At 38.9% G+C, this 19877-nt stretch carries 14 protein-coding genes; 12 read left to right on the top strand and 2 right to left on the bottom strand.

Annotation, left to right across the window (positions count from 1 at the left end; translation table 11 throughout):
* Nucleotides 1-100 precede the first annotated feature (100 nt).
* The 9 genes from RTW14_RS03790 (at nt 101) to RTW14_RS03830 (ending at nt 7068) form a co-directional block, all read left to right on the top strand.
* Complete coding sequence (locus RTW14_RS03790) at nt 101-256, top strand: hypothetical protein (RefSeq protein WP_312648358.1); 156 nt, start codon at nt 101-103, stop codon at nt 254-256.
* 511 nt (nt 257-767) lie between these two features.
* On the top strand, nt 768-1238 hold the full coding sequence (locus RTW14_RS03795) for a DUF2691 family protein (RefSeq protein ID WP_312648359.1): 471 nt from the start codon (nt 768-770) through the stop codon (nt 1236-1238).
* A gap of 105 nt (nt 1239-1343) precedes the next feature.
* Entirely contained in the window at nt 1344-1604 is a 261-nt protein-coding gene (locus RTW14_RS03800; RefSeq protein ID WP_312648360.1) for a hypothetical protein, read from the top strand.
* Entirely contained in the window at nt 1592-1777 is a 186-nt protein-coding gene (locus RTW14_RS03805; RefSeq protein WP_312648361.1) for a hypothetical protein, read from the top strand. Before RTW14_RS03800 ends, RTW14_RS03805 begins: the two co-directional genes overlap by 13 nt.
* Nucleotides 1778-1948: 171 nt before the next feature.
* Nucleotides 1949-2902 (top strand): DMT family transporter, encoded by a 954-nt coding sequence (locus RTW14_RS03810; protein WP_312648362.1) that lies wholly within the window; start codon nt 1949-1951, stop codon nt 2900-2902.
* A 109-nt stretch (nt 2903-3011) separates the two neighbouring features.
* A complete protein-coding gene (locus RTW14_RS03815; protein ID WP_312648363.1) occupies nt 3012-3308 on the top strand; it encodes a YhdT family protein in 297 nt (98 codons plus the stop codon).
* A gap of 25 nt (nt 3309-3333) precedes the next feature.
* A complete protein-coding gene (gene panF / locus RTW14_RS03820; protein ID WP_312648364.1) occupies nt 3334-4830 on the top strand; it encodes a sodium/pantothenate symporter in 1497 nt (498 codons plus the stop codon).
* 10 nt (nt 4831-4840) lie between these two features.
* Nucleotides 4841-6016: a YibE/F family protein gene (locus RTW14_RS03825; protein WP_312648365.1), complete on the top strand. Its 1176-nt coding sequence runs from the start codon at nt 4841-4843 to the stop codon at nt 6014-6016.
* A 161-nt stretch (nt 6017-6177) separates the two neighbouring features.
* Nucleotides 6178-7068: a DUF5688 family protein gene (locus tag RTW14_RS03830; RefSeq protein ID WP_312648366.1), complete on the top strand. Its 891-nt coding sequence runs from the start codon at nt 6178-6180 to the stop codon at nt 7066-7068.
* Between the two features lie 78 nt (nt 7069-7146).
* Here RTW14_RS03830 and RTW14_RS03835 read toward each other — a convergent pair whose 3' ends face one another.
* Together RTW14_RS03835 and RTW14_RS03840 are read right to left on the bottom strand one after the other, a co-directional pair.
* Complete coding sequence (locus RTW14_RS03835; RefSeq protein WP_312648367.1) at nt 7147-8478, bottom strand: ATP-binding protein; 1332 nt, start codon at nt 8476-8478, stop codon at nt 7147-7149.
* Nucleotides 8479-9213, bottom strand: a complete 735-nt coding sequence (locus RTW14_RS03840) for a LytR/AlgR family response regulator transcription factor (protein WP_312648368.1) — start codon at nt 9211-9213, stop codon at nt 8479-8481. It lies immediately after the preceding gene.
* 316 nt (nt 9214-9529) lie between these two features.
* Here RTW14_RS03840 and RTW14_RS03845 point away from each other — a divergent pair, with 316 nt between their 5' ends.
* The 3 genes from RTW14_RS03845 to RTW14_RS03855 all read left to right on the top strand — a co-directional run bounded on the left by RTW14_RS03845 (nt 9530) and on the right by RTW14_RS03855 (nt 19805).
* On the top strand, nt 9530-9916 hold the full coding sequence (locus tag RTW14_RS03845; RefSeq protein WP_312648369.1) for a hypothetical protein: 387 nt from the start codon (nt 9530-9532) through the stop codon (nt 9914-9916).
* A gap of 621 nt (nt 9917-10537) precedes the next feature.
* On the top strand, nt 10538-15016 hold the full coding sequence (locus tag RTW14_RS03850; protein WP_312648370.1) for an Ig-like domain-containing protein: 4479 nt from the start codon (nt 10538-10540) through the stop codon (nt 15014-15016).
* A 175-nt stretch (nt 15017-15191) separates the two neighbouring features.
* Nucleotides 15192-19805, top strand: a complete 4614-nt coding sequence (locus RTW14_RS03855) for an S-layer homology domain-containing protein (protein ID WP_312648371.1) — start codon at nt 15192-15194, stop codon at nt 19803-19805.
* Nucleotides 19806-19877 lie beyond the last annotated feature (72 nt).

Below are 19877 nucleotides of genomic sequence, written 5' to 3' on the forward strand. Positions count from 1 at the left end.
CAAATAAAATTTTTTGCAAGAAAGGCTATACATATTACGTGACAAAAAATGAACGCTGTTTATTGCTCTGTAAAAAAATTATGGTACAGGAGGTCCGTCGATGTTTGCGTCGTTGCTTGAAATAATAGGAGAAGCTTTTTCGTTATTTATTGATGACTTGATAGATATAAAAAAACATAGGTGGATTAATGCTTTGGCATGGGCAGGAATTATAATTGCAATTATAGTGCTAGTTTATTGTTTGATGAGAGATTAATCTTCAGTAGGTGATTATTGTGTAGCTAACTGTAATTTTTTAACCTGCTATAAAGTATCATAAAGATGAAAAGGTATAGTTTAATATGGAGTTAATAACATAATACTAAAATTTACAAAAGGCAGAAATATATATTGATTCTACTTACCTAAATATATAGCTTAAAAAAGGGGTTGCATATGAAAATCAGTTTACAAATCAGATACAGGCAACACCCATTATAGTGCCAATTCTTGTGCCCGTTCTTCCTTAAAGACTCGTATATTGACTTTTCAATGTAAGTGGAACAAGAATTAAATAATGACCCAAGACTTGAAATCCGGTATGGTAGTGTTTGCAAGAGATTGACATATTTCATTAAATAATCAGATCACTTCTTAAAATCCAGAACCTAGGGAATATTGGATTTGAATGTAGATATATCGGATAGGCTAGGAATGGCAAAGTGCATCCCAAGTTTGGGGTTGGGTAGTAAAAATCAAAAGAAGCAAATGAAATGGAGGAATAATATTTGAAAGGTATAGTATTAGATAAAGGAGAACAATATTTTACATATTTAAAAAAGGTTTTTTCTTCAATTAACAATATTCAAGATAATTATAATTGGTTAATAACAGGACATGAGTGCTATCCTCAGAATGAAAAGTACAGAGAAATGTTGTCTGAGGAGTATTGTTGGATATCAGGAAAAGAATTAACTGAAATGATTAATATTGAAGATTTCCAGTGGATATGGGGGGTTCTTTCTGCTTTTCCAGAAGAAAGTGCTAAGAATGAAATTCTAAAATATAATTTTCCTCAAGCAGATGAGTATGATGGATTGTGGAAAAACCCCGTATCTATACAGCATCCACTCGCTGAAATTGAAATTGTTGCATTGGATAGCTCAATGACAATCCTTATTAGCAAAAATGATAATATTGTTGATATGTTCAAAAAAAATAATCCGATAGCAGAAGATTTAGAAGAATATAACAAATAATAATATGTCCTGGAACTTTTATTAAAGTATGGCGCTAATCCAAACCAAAACTATATTGGTAGCAAAGACAAATATTACAGCACGAAAACTAGCACGAGTCCATTAATGGAGTCTATTGGGTGTGGTATTGAGAAAACAAAGGCCTTGGTAGAGGGAGGAGCTGATATTGACTATAAGACTCTTCAGGGGAAAACAGCAGCAATTATGGCACTACGAGAGGGAGGTCCTAATGCTACCTTAGATGGCATGGAGTATGCCTATTATCTAATTGCTGAAAAAAAGCAAAGGTATCTGAGTCATATCCTAGAATTGATATCCATGAAGAAATTGACCCTAATGAAGAATTTTACCCGGTGGACATTTTAAGGGATTGGATTCCGGATTTGGGATCCAAAGGATATACCATGAAAATGGAGATAGTGGAAGAATTCGCAAGACAGGGTGTAAATTACTGGGATACTGAAATTCCAAGTGAAAGGCTGGAGCAGATTAAAAATATTTATCCGGATACTTGGGAAGAATATTTAAAAAAGTATTAATCTATTTTTAAGATAAATATGTAATAAGGCTGTTATTAGTTTTGCTGATAGCAGCCTTATTTTATGAAGAACCCCTCATAACCCCAGTCGAAAAATCTGGAATTGTATCGTAAAATAGAAAAATTTGTGCTATAATCGCAAATGAACATATTTTAGAAAAGAGACTAGATCATGGAGAAATTGACACAACAGAATTCACAGCAAAGAACAGGATATTTTATGATACTAATAGCAGGAATGCTATGGGGCAGTATTGGATTATTTGTAACCATATTAAAATCACTGGGAGCCGGTTCGGCGTTAATCGCTTTTTTGCGGATAGGCATAGGCTTTTTTTTACTGATTCCTATGATGTATGCCATGAAAGGCAGGGAACTGTTTAAAATTGATAAAAAAGGGCTTTTAATCTGCCTGATATTAGGAATTTTTTCTCAAGGGTTGTTTAACCTTTGTTATAACGAATCCATAAGAAATGTAGGAGTTGCCACGGCATCCGTACTTTTATATACAGCACCAATTTTTGTATGCATCATGTCCAGCATAGTATTTAAAGAAAAAATAGGTGGAGTAAAAATAGCGGCATTATCCATAAATGTAATAGGATGTGTCCTGACGGTCACTGGTGGTGACTTTACCTCCATTCGTTTTTCTGTATATGGTGTAGCCATGGGGGTTACTGCGGGTTTCCTTTATGCATTGATGACCATATTAGGGAAAACTTCAACAGGAAATTATGATTCACTGACTATTTTATTTTACAGTTTTCTGTTTGGAAGCCTGTTCCTTGGAATCGTATTGAAGCCATGGGAGGGTATAGTGCAGTTGATTAATCCATATTTTATAGTGGCGGCCATTGGCTTTGGATTGATTCCTACAGTAGTGTCCTATTTTTTCTATATGAAGGGACTGGCAAAAGGTCTGGAAGCTTCAAGAGTTTCCGTTATCGCTTCTATAGAAACGGTTGTAGCAGCCTTTATTGGACTGGCTGTACTGCATGAAACAAGCAGCTTTATAAAATTAATTGGTATTGGCTGTGTAGTGGTTTCCATTTGTTGTATGAATATCATTAAATCAGAGAAAAGTATTCAATTGAAAAAACATAACACCCATGCATTCAGCAATTAATTCAGAATTTGTAGCAGCCTGTCTGCTGTTGCATACCAATTTGAAGAAACGGGTATAATTAAATTGAGGACAAGTTAGTTTACATAAGAACTACATGAGGAGGTAATGTATGATTCCCAAATTAACGGAAGAAGAAATAAACATTCAGATAAAAAAGGAAGTTATCCTGTCCATTGTACTGTACGCAGCATTTTTTATCTGGTGGTATATGACCGGTTATGGTATCGCAGCAACAGGTACCCCAGAAACCTACACTTATATTTTTGGACTTCCTATGTGGTTCTTTTTAAGTTGTATAGTTGGATATGTTCTGTTTTCAATTGCTACTATTGTAGTGGTGAAAAAGTTCTTCAAGGATTTTGATCTTGGAGAGGAAAATGTAGCAGAGCCATCGGATAAGTTATAAAGGTAGTTGGAAAAGGAGAACAAATATGTCTTACACAGCAATACTAATTACTGTGCTTGTAATATACCTTGCAGCAAATCTTATTATAGGATTATGGGTAAGTAAAAAACAATCAGAAATTGATTCAGGTAAAGGGTTTATCAACAATTATTTCATAGGCGGCAGGTCCATGGGAGGATTAGTTCTTGCCATGACTCTGGTGGCAACCTTCACCAGTGCCAGCAGCTTTATTGGAGGCCCGGGAGTGGCCTTCTCTAAGGGGCTTGTGTGGGTTTATTTATCTATGATTCAAGTGCCCACAGCCTTTATTATTCTTGCTGTTCTAGGTAAAAAGTTTGCTATCATATCAAGAAAAACCAATGCAGTAACGGTTACAGATTATTTAAGAGTACGATATAACTCTCCAGCAGTAGTTATTATTTCTTCTGTTTGCCTGGTGCTTTTCTTTATTGCGCAGATGATGTCACAATTTATAGGAGGAGCAGTACTTTTTGAAAGTATTACAGGGCTTCCCTATATATATGGACTTGCCCTGTTTGGAGTAATTGTAATTATTTATACAACCATTGGAGGCTTCAAAGCGGTAACAACTACAGATACAATTCAGGGGCTTATAATGGTTCTGGGCGGATTTATCATACTATATACCATTGTAACGGTAGCAGGAGGATTTGACTCATTAATGGATAAGCTAAATGTAGCCAATCCTGGATGGGCAGATATAACGGCTGGGGGAACGACTACAAAACCTTACGTTATGTCCTTCTGGGTTTTAGTAGGGGTAGGCGTTTTAGGTCTACCGCAGACAGCAGTAAGAGGTATGGGATTTAAAGATACTAAATCACTTCATAATGCCATTATTTATGGGACGATTGTAGTTGGATTTTTAATGCTTGTCATGCACATTTCAGGAGCTTTTGCACCGGCTATTTTAGATTCAACGGAAATAACGTCATCGGACTATGTTGTACCTGCATTAGTTCTAAAATATATGAATCCAGTAGTGGCAGGATTATTTATTGCAGCACCCCTTGCTGCGGTAATGTCCACGGTTTCTTCCCTGCTTATATTGGCTTCAGCAGCAATTGTTAAAGATTTATATATGAATTATGTAGCTACAGCTGAATCTAAGAGAAAACCTTCATTTCAAAAGAAAATTGCAATCATGTCCATAGGAAGTACTTTGTTAATTGGCATTATTGTATTTGTTTTTACAATCTATCCGCCAGATTTAATCGTATGGATAAATTTGTTTGCTATGGGGGGATTGGAATGTGCTTTCTTCTGCCCGATTTTATTTGGCTTATACTGGAGGAAGGCAAATGCGACAGGATCAATACTATCTGCGGTCTGCGGGGTAGCCTCCTTTATAATAATGAATACACTGGGCATAAGTTTAGGTGGGACTACACCAATCGTACCGTCTATCATTATTTCAATCATTACATTTATAGCAGGTTCTTATCTAGGGCCTAAGACTGATGAAAGAACATTAACTTTATTTTTCGGAAATAGACAATAAGGAGTCTGAGTTGAAAAAATATTTTACTAAATATGTTATTACATTTATTATTATAACCATATTGTCTACTTTGTTTGTATTTATTGGAGCAAATGCATTTCATGCTCAGCTTCTGACAAAGAGTGACCAGTTTTACAGGGCTACGGTTATAGGTCTTGAGGATGTTAAAGTCAACGAAATAAGCCTGGATGCCGGAGCTTCTTCCGTATCCAGTAAAAGTGTCTATTTTAAAGCAGAATTTACAAGCGGTCCATATAAGGGAAAAGAAGTCACCATGCTCCAATATATTGACTATATGTATGCGGTGCAGTCTAAGACCATAGAAAAGGGTGACAGCATAGTGGTTTCTTATGTTTCAGATCCATCAGGTACGGCGGGTACTCAGGAAACATGGATGTTTATAGACTACAATAGAATTAATTACATAATTATTATTTGTCTCGTATTTTTTGCCCTTATTATATTCATAGGAAGATCAAAAGGTGTTGCTACCATTGTGTCACTTATTTTTACAGCCGCAGGTGTGTTTTTAGTGTATATCCCTGCCATTTTAAGTGGACAAAACATCTATTTGGCAACCATTGTCATTTCAATATTTATTATTTTAATGAGTCAGACCTTTATCAATGGAGTAAATATAAAGACTCTTTGTGCCATACTGGGAAATATGGGAGGTGTAGCAGTGGCAGGACTGCTGGCACTTTTTACAAATCACTTGCTTGGAATAACAGGAGTTGTAGATGAGGATTGTTTGTTTTTGATGTATGTTAACAGTGAACATCCTATAGATTTAAGAGCGATTGTGTGGGGAAGTATTGTAATCGGTTCACTGGGGGCAGTAATGGATGTAGCGTTATCTATTGCTTCTGCTATGAATGAACTTTCAGAAACTATGGGAGAAAAATCAGCCAAGAGGATGATTCAATCCGGTATGAATATCGGAAAAGATGCAATAGGCACCATGACAAATACATTGATCCTGGCTTATATTGGGGGCTCTTTGGCAACCGTTCTGCTTATAGTAGCATCCAATAAAGATCCACTTTATTTATTTAATATGGAAATGATTATAGTGGAGGTACTGCAAGGCATAATAGGCAGTACGGGTATATTATTTGCGGTACCTGTAACGGTAGTTATTGCAGCTTATCTGTACAATAAACCCAAAAACCATGAAATTAGATGATATAAATAGATAGAAAATATTAAAGTACTGTATCAAATTATTAAAAATTATTGATGCAGTATTTTTTTACATATTTTTACAAAACTCCCTTGCAAAAATATTTTATTAGAATATAATGTAAATAAATAATAAATATGTAAAATTATGGGAGGATGAGATTCATGATAAACTATGAGTTGTTTAAGGAAGGTGTATTGAATAAAATAATAGGTTTTATGCCTGAGGAGTATACCGATTACGAAGTGAAAGTTGACAGGGTTAAAAAAGTAAATCAGACTTTAGATTGTTTAAACTTAATTCCAAAAGAAAGTAAAGAATGGAGGGCTACGCCCAATATCTACTTAGAGCATATGTATGAGGATTTTAAACAACATGAAGATTTAGAAAAATCTTTACATCAAATTGCACTAATTATAGATTATGCCTTTAAAAATCTAAAGCCTCAGCCTATTACGGAAAATATTTCTGAACTAAAACATACCTTGATTATGATTCTAATTAATACACAGGACAACTTAGAATTATTAGAAAATGCTCCACATCGAAGCTTCTTAGACTTATCTATTATTTATAAGCTTATGGTTCCAGCAAGTAATGGTGAGTTGGGAACAGTTTTAGTGGATTATCAATTTATGAAAATGCTAAATATGACAGAAGATGAACTTTATAAAACTGCCAGTCAGAATACTAAGACGTTATTGCCTATTATGATTAAAAGATTAGATGATGTAATAGGGGATATGTTAGAGGAAAATGTAGAAGAAAAATCTAATTTCTATGTCATAAGTAATGATATGGGGGTCAACGGTGCCATAAGTATGACTTATGAAGAAGAATTGTATAAACTGGCGCAAAAACTAGAATCAGATTTATTTATTTTACCATCTTCAATACATGAAGTTATTGCAGTATCTTCACAGTCAGAAAATGTAGAATGGCTGAAAGAACTTGTCCGAAGTGTAAATACGGAGCAAGTGGCAGTAGAAGAACGTTTATCCAATAGTGTATATCAGTATAAGCGTAAAAGCAGAAAGATTTCAATAGCCTTTTAAGCAGTCAGATGTGAACAGTAAAACACCCCACTTGTTTTCTGTATAGTATAATGCCGAACAACTGGGGTGAATTTTAGTCTAGGCTGGGGCTTTCTGTGGGTTAAAGAATATAAATCCTGCCGTAAAAATATTATTCTCATGGGTAAATACAGCCGTTCCATTATATTTTTTTACAATAGATAGAATAGACTTTGTACCGAAACCGTGACCGTTTTGCTGAGAAACGGGAATGCCCTTATTATCAAATAGAATATCTCCCAAAAAGTAATTTTCTACTAGAATTACCATTTGGTTTTGTTCATACCTAGACTTGATTTTCATAAACCGATTTTCTTCCACCTGTGATAAGCTTGCATTTACTGCATTTTCCAGTACGTTGGCAAACAAAATGGCCATATCATTTTCATCAAAAGGCAATTTCTTTGGTAAAGCTATTTCGTATTCCAATTCTGTCTGGGAGGAAACGGCTTTATCGGCATAGATGGAAATCGCCGAATTTATAATCTGGTTTTGACAGAACTTTGCTATGCATATAGGCGATAATTCACTATTGAGCTTCTTTATTATAGTAAGCGCTTGGGCATTTTCATTTTCTGAAATAAACGAAAAAAGCATTTGTATCTGGTGTCTCATATCATGCCGCAGTATTTTTATTTTTTCTTCCTTTTCTTCAATTAAATGCGCGTTATCCGAGATGGATTTTATTTGCAAACCCAGTAATTCATTTTGATTTTTTACTCTAATTTTTTCTTCTAATTCTTGAAAATCAAGGCTGATACATTTCCAGGATACAATGACAGTAGCAGCCATAAAGAATCTTGCAATAAATTGTTTCCATGTGGAAATCCATTCGCTATCCATAGTAATAATCATATTTCCTAGCAGGGTAAAACAAGGAACCAGCCAAATCCATTTCCAGTAATAATTTTTTTCCTCTGCAATTTGTGGGATAAAAGAATTTTTTAAAAGTCTCCAAAGGGGATAGGAAAATAAAACTAAAAGGATTAGAAATCCCAAACTTTCAATGAAAAATTGTCGGGTCACAGGGATACCTAAAAAATACCTGCCTATTAGTAGAGCAATGAACGAATGAAGGAATAAAAAATAGGTAGCTTGTATGGCGAGAATAAAAGTATGCTTAAAAAACTGATGTGGAATGAAGATACAATTTATCATAAAGTAACAAATTCCACCGCAGAGGTTAACCAATTTATAACTCCTTGGAGCAAGGGGAAAACTTGAGAAAAACAATAGCATCACCACAAGCTGAACAATAAAAAAAGCACTATATGAAAAGAGTAACTGCTTTTTCTGCTTGCTGGAAAGAATGGTATGGAAAGGGATATATCGAAGGAAAACACCAGCCAGTTCTATAATAGAGATTAAAATGCTGTTTATCACAAAGACCATCTACATTTTCCCCTTTCCTAAAAAGTATTTCATATATTGATTGAGTACCAGTTGCTTTTTTCGCCGGCTAATTGGGATTTCTTCATTATTCTTTAGCAAAAAGTTATTCTCACTATAATTTTGTATGTAGTCCATATTTACAATTAGGTTTCTGTAGCATTCCATAAAACGGTTATCTGTTAATAGTTCCTGCGAATAATTGGAATACTTTCCTGATAGCTCAAAAGATTTTTCTAAAAGGTGAAGATATAGCTTGCCATTATTCATTTCAAAATACAAAATTTCTCTAAATGTACAAAAAGCTTCTGCACCATTTACAAGGATGTTGAGACCGAAAAATTGCAGAGAGAATTGTTTCATCACATAATCCATAGCATTACAAAATGAAAAAGAGGATTCTTTCAAAGGTTTTGTTACATAACCTTTGGCATGAACCTCATAGCTCTCGGGATAATGTTCCTCACTACTTGTAAAGAATATGAGGTGACAATTTTCATCTGCTAAGGAAATTTGTCTTGCCACATCGATGCCCGTTAAAGAATTCATATAGATATCCAAAAATAAAATATCATAGACACCCTTCACGTAAGCGTTTAAAAAAGCTTCTCCGCTGTCATACTCATCAAAAATAATCTCCATTTTTTCATATTCTTTTCTTTGATTAAAATAGTCCTTTGCAAGATTAATAGCTGTTTCTCTGTCGGAAGAGTTATCATCAATTACTGCGATTCGCACTTTTTCACCACCTTTTACATTCTGCCTGATGCTTTTAGCATCCCACGGAGAATAATGCTAAAAATCATAAATCTATGGTTCATAGGTTTTGTTGTATAACCATATATTACATACTATTTTATCGAAAAAACCATAAAAATTCAAGATTATTTGTTAGCCTATTGCTGTAAATTGCCACCTTTGCGTACCACTCACCCCGTTTTTCATACCACTGTCTGAACATCCATTGAAAAATAAGAATAAAATGTTAATCTTAAACTCGGGAAAAAATATTGAGATTAACTTATGAAGAAATAAATAAAGGGCAGGTGGGAAAATGAACTTTGTACTATGCAGCAACTTTGACAATGCAGACGAAATATTACAATATGCCACGGAGTATTTTGAAAAATGTCATTACTATCCGAAAATCAAAACTTTTTGGGATAAACAAGAGTTCCTTATGGAAATGGACAAAAGAGGCAATGACATACTCTTAATCGCATGGGCAAAAGCCAAGGGAATGGAAATCGTTAGACAAACGGCAGATAAAAATAAAGAAGCAAAGATTATATGGGTATCGGACGACGAAGATTTTGTTCGCTTTGCCAGAGATCATAATATCTCTTATTTCACGCTGAAGTATGACAGAAAGACAATAGAAAACGCATTAGAAGCTTGTGGGGTAACTCCGTCAGAAAATTACTACTGCGGAAATATTTAAGGGAAGGGATATGGAGAAGAAAAACCATTGATCTCAATGGGAGAAGACATTTTGTAAATGCCTATTTATAATCATAAAAAGGAGAAAACTGCAATGATAAAAACAAAACAAAAACTACTGTCTTTACTTTTGATGCTCATCATGGTGGCAGGGATACTATCGGTATGGACGATACCCGCAAGAGCCAGCAGTGAGCTTCCCTACGGGATGACGAGCTTATCCATGGGAGTTGGTTCCGGAAGTACGCTTGCATCCAACACAACGCAGATCGGCTTTGGCGGTCAGCGATGGTATGTAGTGGGTTTCAACGGAACTGGCATCGACAAGGGCAGTGAATATGTAACGCTGCTGGCAAAGGGGGCGATGGGGTCTTCTGCATTTTTGGATGCCGATAAGACCTATTCAACTTCCTATTCGGGCAGCACACTGCAATCGTTTATCAACAACCTGCCGAATTCTTATGATTCCCGCGAACAAGCTCTCATGGTCGGTCTGACACTGGACGAGGTCTCCGGCACGCAGCCGACCAATCAAAAGATTTGGGCGCTGGGCGCAACAGAGGCATCGACAATCTCTTCTAGTGTGCTGGACCTTGCCGACGGAGCGTGGGTTCTGCGCACAATGAACCAATACGGCAACGCCCGTACAGTATCCTCTGGTGTTGTAAATAGCTATGGACCTCCCATTACACAGGCAAATTGTGTTCGCCCAGGGACTGCGCTTGACCTTTCAAAAGTGCTGTACGCTTCTCCAATATCGGGCACCAAAGATACGACAGTGGGTACAATGAATTCGGTTGCTCTCAGCAGTGAAGTCAAGTTTACCACACTCGACTCAAACCTGGGTCTTAACATTGCCAGTGCTCCGGCCAGTCTGACCAAGGCGCAGGGCAGCTCCATCAGCCTTAACTACAGCGGTGCGCAGACAGGAAGCGGAAAATATGTTTCCTGCGTTCTCGTGAGCAATTCGGATAGCATGGTTAAATATTATTCCAAGCTTAGCGCCAATGCCAGCGGAACCTTATCAATACCAATTTCTGCCGACATAATAGCCGGATCTTATAAGCTGCTCATTTATAATGAACAGATATGCTCAGGAGACAACTCCGACTATGCAAGCACGCCTATCAGTATCGGTCTTACGGTAACGGGTTCATCAAACACGGCACCGGCGCTGAAATCTGGCGTATCGTCAACGACTAGTGCTTCGGTATCCGTAAATAGCGCCTATACTCTCAAACTATCGGATATTTTCACGGATATAGACGGCAATACACTTACCTACAGGGTATACACCAACGGAAGCAGCACTGCGGTTCCGGCAGACGAAAATTATTCTTTTATCCCTAAAACTGCGGGAATCACTACGCTTCGGTTCACAGCCTATGACGGTGCGGCTGAATCTGCTTCCTATACGGTTACGCTAACCGCAGGAAACGTTATGGCAACAGGCATTACGGTTACAGGAGAAAACGGGGCAACCCGTATCGGAAAGACTGGTCAACTCCAGTTGTATGTTAGTTTTGAGCCTTCAAATACCACAAATAAAGACGTCACCTGGTCGGTAAATATGGAAAATGGTGACGGCCAAGGCAACGTAGACGCCGCAAACATGCTTAGACTATCCAGCGTTGGTAAGGCCGGAACTGTAAAGATCCGAGCAACCGCGCAGGACGGTTCTGGCGTTTACGGCGAGCTCTCGCTTCCAATTCTCACAAATATCGTAACCGGCATTACAGTAAGCGCCGGTGAAACCAATGTTGCGGTGGGTGATACCACGCAACTGTCTGCAACCGTGTCTCCAACAGAGGCTAAGCAGGATGTTACTTGGAGCATATCTTCGGGTTCTGGTATTGCTTCTATTTCAACATCAGGCTTATTAGAACTCTCCGGCTCAGGCACCGTCACTGTTCGTGCAACGGCGCAAGACGGTTCAGGCCTTTTCGGTGAGCAAACCTTTATGGTAAAGGCTCTGCAGTCTGCGCCTTCAAACCCTACACTGATGTCCAAGACGCAAACCACAGCCACGCTGAATGCGATCACGGGTGCTGAATATAGTATGGACGGCTATACCTGGCAGAGTGGAACAACCTTTACCGGTCTGAGTCCGAACACATCCTACAGCTTTTACGCAAGGATGGCGGGGACTGATACTATGAAATTTTCCCCCTCCAGCGCGGCGCTTTCTGTAACGACAGAAAAAGCAACGCTGGGCGGATCTATTTCCATAGCTGGGACGTTCAAGTGCGGTGAAGTGCTTAGTGTGAACACGAGTGCATTGACCGCTGATCCGGATTGTGGTCTCGGAATAATCTCCTATCAATGGACGAGGGATGGTTCAAATATATCCGGAGCAATAGGAAACACCTACAGCCTCGTTGCGGCTGACTTCGGCAAGGTTATTAACGTAACAGTTGTAGCGGAAAACTGCACTGGAAGCATAAGCTCAAGCAACACTAACACAACGGCAAAGGGTGATCCGGATTACACCGCACCCACTGGATTGAAGGCAACCATGGGCGATACGCTGGCAGATGTGGCACTGCCGGAGGGGTTTTCATGGGAAGCTTCCGAAAACACCGCCGTCGGAGAAATAGGAGATCACAACTTTACGGTCAAGTATACGCCCGATGACACCACCAGCTACAATATCATTACCAACATTTCTGTCACCATTACGGTAGAAAAAGGTGACCCCAATTGCACCGCCGCACCTGCCGCTTCGGCAATTACATATGGGCAGACACTAGCGGACTCCACGCTTTCCGGCGGAACAGCTAATGTAGATGGCAGCTTTGCGTGGACAAACGGAGCAACGAAACCATCCGTATCCGACAGCGATGCGACGGAGTATTCCGTCACCTTTACGCCGACGGATACGGAGCGTTATAATACAATCACGGTTTCCGTAAAGCTGACGGTCAACAAGGCTACGTCTTCTATTACCACCGCGCCTACAGCTTCCGCAATCACGTATGGACAGACGCTTTCGGACTCCATTCTCTCAGGCGGGAGTGGTAACGTAGCAGGCAGCTTTGCGTGGACAAACGGAGCAACGAAACCATTCGTATCCGACAGCAATGCGACGGAGTATTCCGTTACATTCACGCCGATAGACGGTAATTATGCGCCGTCCACAACAACTGTTACTCTTGTGGTGAACAAAGCTACGGCTTCTGTTGCTGCACCCACAAACGGTGTAGTGAATGATACGGCAAATACCTTCACCTTTACTGCTGCCGAAGGATATGATGGGGCTTCCTTGTACGAATATAGTATAGATGGGGGCGCTAACTGGAAGGACTGCACGACCTTTATCATAAATGTAGGAAATATAGCAGTGACCGCAGGAAATGTACAGGTTAGACTAAAGAGTACAGATGACTATAACAGCGGGAATATTTTATCTAGTACGGAGGCATTTACAGCAGAAGTGAAAGGTACAGTCGCCATAACAGGAGATGCTCATGTAGGGGGAATACTGACGGCAGAGACTCAAGGCATTCAAAACGGCGCAGTACTTCATTACCAGTGGAAGTCAGGCAGCGTAAACATCGGAGCTGATAAGAATACTTATACGACAGCCGGAAGCGATATAGGAAAAAATATTACTGTGACTGTAACTGTAACTGTGGATGGTTATACAGGAGAACTTACATCTTCGGCAACAGATGAGGTATCAAAAGGCAGCGCACAAACGTCTAATTCTGGAAGCCTAAATGTAAACAACCGTCTGGAACAGATATACCAATTTGATCTCAAATCCCTTCTGACAAACGGAGTAGATTTTGGCAATGTGATTTATTCGGTGGTATCAGGTGATGCTACGAATTATTATCCGGCTGTAACAGACAGCAATATATCCGACGGTATCTTGACCATAACAGTGAGAAATGTGGCAAGTAGTGTGGAAAAGAGCGTAGGCACTATTACTATAAAAATAAACAGCCAGTATTATGACGACATGCAGGCAAATATAAATATAAACTCTACCAATAAAATAGTTCCAACAGCAGAAGTATCGAGAGTATTCCATTATGTTTACGGAGAAAAAATGTCAGATAGAGGAATAACAGGCTCCGCGACCCACAATGGGGATCCAGTATATGGGAAATTTGTCTGGACATCACCGGACTACAAGGTAAAAGTATCTGACACTTCAGCAAAATGGAGCTTTATACCTGATGATATGGGAAAATATTTAGCTACTGAGGGGTTAGCTGATATAGTGGTGAGCAAGGCTACATTAAGCGGTACTCCACTATTTACGGTAATCAAAGAAGCAGGCAAGAAACTTTCAGAGGTAGCACTTACAGCACCAGAAAACTGGCCTTCAGGAAGCTTTGCATGGACAGAGAGCACCGACACTGTAGTTGCAGCAAATACAGCATATAACTGGATGTTTACACCAGATGATACGGATAACTATAACATACTTACAGGTACGGTGACGCCTTATACAGTAAGCTCTGGCGGTAATTCATCCAGTGGCGGACATAGCCATGGCGGCAGTGCAAGTGGCAGTATAGTAAAACCGACAGAAACTGCAAAGCAGGAGGGAAAACCAGCACAGACACCATCAACACCAAAGAGCCTTGAAACAGTTAAAAAGGATGGCGCAGAAAAGGTTAAAAACTTGAAGGATGTAAAGGAAGGGTCATGGTTTTATGAGGGAACAGTTTATGTCTTAGGCAATGGATGGTTTGCAGGAACTACAGAAACCACTTTCAGCCCAAGTAATCCAATGACAAGGGAAATGTTCAGAATCGTACTTGGAAGAATGGGTTCAGATGTGAATGGTCTTATGGACAATAACAGATTAAAGGAAAACATCACAAGAGAGCAGCTTGCAACATTGCTTTATAGAATGGCTCAGAAAAAGGGTATTGTGAAGGCTGGAGGTCAGGATACGCAGAATATTGCTGCTTTCGCAGATGGCACTCAAGTTTCTTCATGGTCGAAAGAAGCTATGGCATGGGCAAATGAACAGGGCATCATAAAGGGGAATGACAGAAATATGATTACGCCTAAGGCAGGAACCTCCCGAGCAGAAGTTGCAGTAATGCTGATGAGATTTGACACGATTGCCAGAACTCGTTAATAGCAATTGTATATGAGTGATGTGTGTAAGATACAGAACTAATAGCAAACCATAAATTAAATGTAGAACTTTTAAAGCGGTAATGTCGGTGCTTGAGGTTACTCAAATTACCGACACTGCCGTTTTTTCGTTAGTTTTTATTTTCAGAATAATTAAGAAAGAAGGAAAAGAAAATATGCAACCTAAAATTGTAAACAAGATTTTTGCAGGAGTTCTGTCTGTCGGTTTAGTGCTCCAGATGGGCATGCCTGAATTAGTTTTTGCAGGAGGCAGTGGAGGTCTGATAACACCTACTGTTGATGTGGTAAATGAAAGTATTTATGCAAACGGCACCCCGATTACTATTGAAGCAGGCACATTAACAGGTGGAGTGAGAAACACAAAAATCAAATACAATAATGGCACAGATGATGTATATCTTGATTTAAATCCCAACGAAGGAGGTTTTCAGGATGAGGCGGATTTGTCAGAATATAAAATATATGGCGGAAGTAACTCAAGTCAGATAGAAAATACTTCGATTACTATGACAGGAGGAAGAGTATGTAATATCTACGGTGGAGGGTATTCTGCTGATGTTAGTGGAGATGCCCATATAAACATTAGTGGGACGGCTGAAGTTTCTGGAAATGTTTATGGTGGTGGTTATGGTATCGGTCATGCGGTTCAGGGCACTGCCTATATCACTATAACAGGCGGAGATATTTCTCAGGACCATGCGGGTATGGTTATCGGTGGAGGCGCAGAGTGGTACGCTGTAGGACATGCAGAGATTAAGATAACAGGTGGAAATGTAAACCAAGTTATGCCGGTATCAGAACCAGGAGGTGGTGATGTAACCGGAGTTAAAACTGCCCTAGTAACAGTACCGCTTCAGTTAAGTACAGACTATAGTAAGTTTACCAATGCTTTGTATAAAACGGACACGCAGTGGATGGTAAAAGGAAATGTTGCCCTGACTAATGATTTAAGTATAACCATTGCAGAAAACGAAACCATGATTGTGTCAGATGGAAGTAACCTTACACCCAACGGAAATCTTACAAATAACGGAACTATTATTAAAAAAGGCAATATAGAAGGTAGTGTCCCAGGTACAGGTTCTATCGTATTAACGCCTATAGTAGATGATGCAAATAAAGCAGTCTATGCAAATGGCATTCCTATCACTATTTTAGCAGGCACATCGGCCAATCAAAGCAAGATTTCTTACGGAGAGGCACTGTATGTGGATTTTAACGGAAATTATTCTAAGGATTTAACAGACTATTCCATATACGGTGGAAGCAATTCGGAAGAAAAATCAAATTCTAATATCAAGATGACTGGTGGCAGTGTCGAAAATATTTATGGACAAGGAAAAGGGTATGCTGTCCAAAATACAACCCTTCTGATTTCTGGGGGAACGGTAAGCGGAACCATTGAGGGTGGTGGGGAAAACTCCACAGATAATGGTTATCTTGAAGTTGTTAGCAATGCTTTAAAACCTGAAACTTTTGACACTCTTTTATATAAGGAAACTGAATTGAAATGGAAAATCAAAGGAGAATACACGATTCCAGAAAAAGACGAGTTTTGGGTAGATAGTAATGAAACCTTGGAGATTCCTGAAAATGCTATACTTATTATAAGAGGTGTGCTTACTAATAAAGGGACTATAATCAACAATGGAAAAATCATTGGTGTAGCAACAGAAAATGTGCAGGGAACAGGAGTGGTTTGCACTGAGCCTGTCATAGACAAGGATAATAAAGTAATATATGCTAACGGAGTTCCTATTGTCATAGAAAGCGGTTCAGACTCAGAGCACTCAAAAATTAAATACTATGACGGTGCAGGCTATACCTACTTAAAGATAGATAACTCAGAAGATTTACTAATTAAAGATTATAGGCTTGATGGTGGTGCAGCAAGTGGAGAAGTAAAAAAGACATCAATTATTATTAATGGTGGAAATATTAAATTCATTGACGGCGGAAATGCAACGGAATCCATTGACGTTATTGTTACGGGGGATGTGAATATGCCAATTGGCATGGGCAGTAATATTTCGTGTAGTGCTAATGGAAATGTTGCCAGCAATATATATGTATACTATACAGGCACAAATCCTAATTATATTCCTTATCCAAGTAGTGATGATAGTGCCTCTGGTTTTAAGAATGTATTTTGTTATTATCCTAATATGCCACAGACAGAGGATGGTAAACCTGAAATAATCAAGGGAAATGCAGTGATTCCAAAGGGTTATACGGTGGAAATATTAAAGGGAAAAGAAATGACGATTCCAAGGGAAAGTAAACTTACCATAGAAGGGACATTATCAAATAATGGTTCCTTATTAGCCGAGGGCAGCATTGCTGATGAAAGCACAGGTACATTGCAAGGCTCTGGCATATTCGAAACAACGGTATTTACTTCTGAGGATATTCCAGATATTCCAAATCAACTTTATACCGGAAATGTCATTACTCCTACTGTGACAGTAAATTCTTTACGTACCTTTATGGGCAAAGGGTTTACTGTGGATACCGCAGGCTACACCAAGAGCTATGAGAACAATACCAGTGTAGGAACTGGAAAGATAGTCTTTACTTCTACAAATGGTACCATAGTTGAAAAAACTTTCAATATTGTTAAATCAGGTACCACCTTTGACGGCGGTATGAAAACATACAAGGATGCAGAAGAAACAACTGAAGTTACCTACGGCGATACCCTCACAGTAACTGCAAAACCAAAGGCAACCGGTACTGCATCTGCCACAAATGATCTAAAAATGCTACGTAGCTTTTCTGCACCAACGGCAGACCAGATGGCATTGTTTGTAGGGAATACTCAAATTTCCGACCCAGTGAGTGCGGACAGTAATGGGGTTTATACCATGACCTGTGATACCAAAGAAAAAGGACTTGTTGTCGGCGATAATACTATTACAGCAAAATATGTGGGTAACAGTAATATGGCAGATTACAGCGAAAAGGTAACTATTACGCTGAATAAAAAGGCCATCACCTCCGCAGAGGTTAATACTTCTAGTGCTACTGCAAGCAAGGAATATGACGGAACAAACAGCTTCATAGGGGTTGACTTGACATTAAACAGCAGCGATATTTTGCCTGGTGATACCGTAACCGCAACCGCAAGCGGCACAGTCACTGATGGTAATGCTGGCATAGACAAAGCATTTAACGTAGCAGATGTAACTTTGAGCGGTAGCCATAAAGACTATTATAGCCTTGACAAAACAACTGTCAGTGGAAATGTAGTTATCACACAGGCAACGGCCACAGGGGTAAATCAGGAAGCGCAAGTGATAAAAGACTTGGCAAAGGAATATACCTTTGATCTAACGAAGCTGCTTCCTGCTCTTGCTGAGGGCAAAAGTTTTGGAGATATTACCTATACGCTAGGAACTGTAACCAATACGGACAATGTTTTAGAGCAGAATCCTATAGATAGTGATATAGCAGATGGTAAAATTAACCTAAAGGTTGCAAATGTAGCGGATAAGGATAAAACCTCAATCATTCAGATAAAAGCATCCTCTAAGAATTACAAGGATTTTATCGCTGATTTGACCGTAAAAACTACAGATAAAATACCTTTTACCATTGAAGCTGTGTTTGCAGGCGGAACATATAACGGAAAACCTTATGCTTACACAGGTACACCGACTTTCAACAATGGGGAACAAGTTGTGTCTGACATTACCTACACAGCAAAATATGTGGGGAGAGATGGTACAACTTATGCCGAAAGTGAAACCGCACCAAAGGATGCAGGAAAATACAACCTTATGCTTACGGTCAGCGGAGAAAGTGCCAATGCCTATGCAGGTACAACTACTATTGGTTTTGAAATTACGAAAAAGCAAATCACAGCAAAGCCAAAAGAAGTAAGTATTAAATCCAATGCTTCTTTCCCAGCTTATACTTGGAGCATAGAAACAGGGATTGAAGGAGAGACGATCACAGCAACCAATGCTAAAGATGTTGTAATAGAGGCGCAGGAAAACGGAACAAAGCTTGCTGCTGTAAAGGAAGGTACTTTTGACATTGTGTTCACCACAGCACCAACGTTTAACCAAAGCGGTGATACAGAGAAAAACTATGATATTCAAATGGGGAAAGGTAAGCTGACAGTTACAAAGTATAGCGGCGGTGGATCTTCTAGCGGCGGTTCTGGACATCACAGTGGTGGTAGCAGTAGTAACACAGCAAAACAGACAGAACCTGCAAAGCAGGAAGCAAAAACAGCCCAAAATGAAGCACAAAAGAGCCTTGAAACAGTTAAAAACAAAGGTGCAGAAAAGGTTAAAAGCTTTAAGGATGTAAAAGAAGACTCATGGTTTTATGAAGGTGCAGTTTATGTTTTAGGCAATGGATGGTTTGCAGGAACAACAGAAACTACCTTCAGTCCAAGCAATCCAATGACAAGAGAAATGTTCAGAATCGTGATTGGAAGAATGGGTTCAGATGTGAATGGACTTATGGACAATAATAGATTAAAAGAAAACATCACAAGAGAGCAGCTTGTTACATTGCTTTACAGAATGGCACAGAAAAAGGGTATTGTAAAGACAGGAGGACAGGATACTCAGAATATTTCTGTTTTTGCAGACGGTACTCAGGTCTCTTCATGGTCTAAAGAAGCTATGGCATGGGCAAATGCACAGGGAATCATAAAGGGAAATGACAGAAATATGATTACGCCTAAGGCAGGAACCAACAGAGCAGAGGTTGCAGTAATGCTGATGAGATTTGACACTATTGTTAGAAATCATTAATTGAATAAGAAAAGAAAAACATGCAATCTAAAATTGCAAACAAAGTAATAACTAGCATACTAACACTTTCTT

This window comes from Aminipila sp., assembly GCF_032051575.1.
Taxonomy (GTDB): domain Bacteria; phylum Bacillota; class Clostridia; order Peptostreptococcales; family Anaerovoracaceae; genus Aminipila.

Bases quoted from the DNA above. Each gene is read 5' to 3' on its own strand.
- RTW14_RS03790 (WP_312648358.1), top strand. From the start codon at position 101: ATGTTTGCGTCGTTGCTTGAAATAATAGGAGAAGCTTTTTCGTTATTT.
- RTW14_RS03800 (WP_312648360.1), top strand. From the start codon at position 1,344: ATGGAGTCTATTGGGTGTGGTATTGAGAAAACAAAGGCCTTGGTAGAG.
- RTW14_RS03810 (WP_312648362.1), top strand. From the start codon at position 1,949: ATGGAGAAATTGACACAACAGAATTCACAGCAAAGAACAGGATATTTT.
- RTW14_RS03815 (WP_312648363.1), top strand. From the start codon at position 3,012: ATGATTCCCAAATTAACGGAAGAAGAAATAAACATTCAGATAAAAAAG.
- panF (WP_312648364.1), top strand. From the start codon at position 3,334: ATGTCTTACACAGCAATACTAATTACTGTGCTTGTAATATACCTTGCA.
- RTW14_RS03830 (WP_312648366.1), top strand. From the start codon at position 6,178: ATGATAAACTATGAGTTGTTTAAGGAAGGTGTATTGAATAAAATAATA.
- RTW14_RS03835 (WP_312648367.1), bottom strand. From the start codon at position 8,478: ATGGTCTTTGTGATAAACAGCATTTTAATCTCTATTATAGAACTGGCT.
- RTW14_RS03845 (WP_312648369.1), top strand. From the start codon at position 9,530: ATGAACTTTGTACTATGCAGCAACTTTGACAATGCAGACGAAATATTA.
- RTW14_RS03850 (WP_312648370.1), top strand. From the start codon at position 10,538: ATGAACCAATACGGCAACGCCCGTACAGTATCCTCTGGTGTTGTAAAT.
- RTW14_RS03855 (WP_312648371.1), top strand. From the start codon at position 15,192: ATGCAACCTAAAATTGTAAACAAGATTTTTGCAGGAGTTCTGTCTGTC.